Source organism: Henriciella sp. (assembly GCF_049649345.1).
In the GTDB taxonomy this organism is placed as follows: domain Bacteria; phylum Pseudomonadota; class Alphaproteobacteria; order Caulobacterales; family Hyphomonadaceae; genus Henriciella.
On sequence record NZ_JBARZC010000473.1, the window covers coordinates 1 to 1,538 of the forward strand.

1 protein-coding gene and 1 pseudogene are annotated in these 1,538 nt (G+C 61.9%); both read right to left on the reverse strand.

Annotated elements, in window-relative coordinates:
* Positions 1-177: 177 nt before the first annotated feature.
* Positions 178-1,170, reverse strand: coding sequence for a rhamnose ABC transporter substrate-binding protein (locus tag WA989_RS13065; RefSeq protein WP_424340929.1), 993 nt, complete (start codon positions 1,168-1,170; stop codon positions 178-180).
* Between the two features lie 46 nt (positions 1,171-1,216).
* Positions 1,217-1,538, reverse strand: a pseudogene (locus WA989_RS13070) (ABC transporter permease); the annotation flags it as partial.

Consider the following 1,538-nt stretch of genomic DNA (forward strand, 5'->3'; position numbering starts at 1 on the left):
TTGCCGCGCAATTGCTTCAGTGCAGCGTTGAAGACAGGCTTTTCCATTTTGCCTTTCCTTTCGCGTCGCACCTGACGGGCGTGATGTAGCTGGAGCAATCAGATGTCGGGCCGATGGCTTCCCGGCCGCCCATGTCATGCCCACCAGGCGGAGGTTTCCGCCCGGTGGGGTATTTGATCAGAACTTGAATTCGTCGAGGTTTTCGGGAGTGACGATTTTCGCCGGTCCAAGGACCACTTCTCCGTTATCCCCAATCTCGTAGCTGCCAAGACGACCGGCCTCGAAGCTTTCGCCCGGCGCACCTGTGATGTCGCACATGGCGAGTGCCTGCGCGGCGTGATAGGCGAGATAGCCCAGGTCGGTGACGTTCCACCAGATGTCCTGAACCGAGCCTTCCTCGATATACTTTCGGATCAGCGAGGCAGGAGCGAGGCCTGTCAGCTTAATGTCGCCAACCTTGCCGGCCTCTTCGAGCGCGCGCGCGGCGGCGGGAAGACCGATGCCGGCGGGCACGATTATGCCTTTGAGATCCGGATAGGTTTGGGCCAGCGCCAAGGCCTGCTGCTGATTGATCTGCTCGCTTTCCTCACCGTAGACGACGGTGACGAGCTCAAGATCCGCGTAGTCGGAATTACTTTCCAGCTCCCCTTTCATCTGCTCGATCCAAGCGTTCTGATTGGTTGCCGTGGGCGTCGATGAAAGGATCGCGAATTCGCCTTCGCCGATCATGTCGGACATCGACTGCAGCATCATCTGCGCGAGGCTGGTGCCGAGCGCCTGGTTCACGAAGAGCGAGCGCGCCTCGGCGGCGACGTCACTGTCGTAGGAGATGACCCGCACGCCATTGGCGGCCGCACGCTGCAGCGCCGGGGCGACCGCGTTGGCGTCGTTGCCAGAGATGGCGATCACGTCGACGCCCTGGGTGACGAGGTTGTTGATGAACTCGACCTGCGCCTCGGCAGTGGCCTGGCTTGGCGCGGCCTGGATCACGGTGCCACCCATTTCGTCGGCAGCCTCTTGGGCGCCTTCACCGGCAACCTGGAAATAGGGGTCGGTGTCCAGCTTGGGAAGGAAGCCGATGGTTCCTGGCTCACTCAGACATTCCTGGGCCTGGGCCGCAGATGTCATGAGAGCCAGGACTCCGACAGTTCTCATTAGGGTGCGTTTCATTCTCTTCTCCTCCTTGGTTGGATGACTTGCGTTCTGTTTATCGTGATTATGCGGAGCGTGCGCCAAGCTCGGCGCGCGCGGCGCGGGCCTTGCGCAGACGCGCGAGGGCACCGGGCAGAAAGGTTCCGGCCAGAAGCGCGCCGATCAGCAATAGACCGACAACGGTGCTTTGCGCGTCGCCGCCGACGCCGTTGATGCCCAAAAGGTTGCGGATGAGTGCGATCAGGCTGAGCGCGCCGACCACGCCGACGACGCCACCCTTGCCGCCGAAGACGCTGACGCCGCCCAGCATTGCGATGGTGATGACGTCGAGTTCCATCATGAAGGCGTTGTTGGCGCGCGCATTTGCCAGCCGCGCGGTATAGACG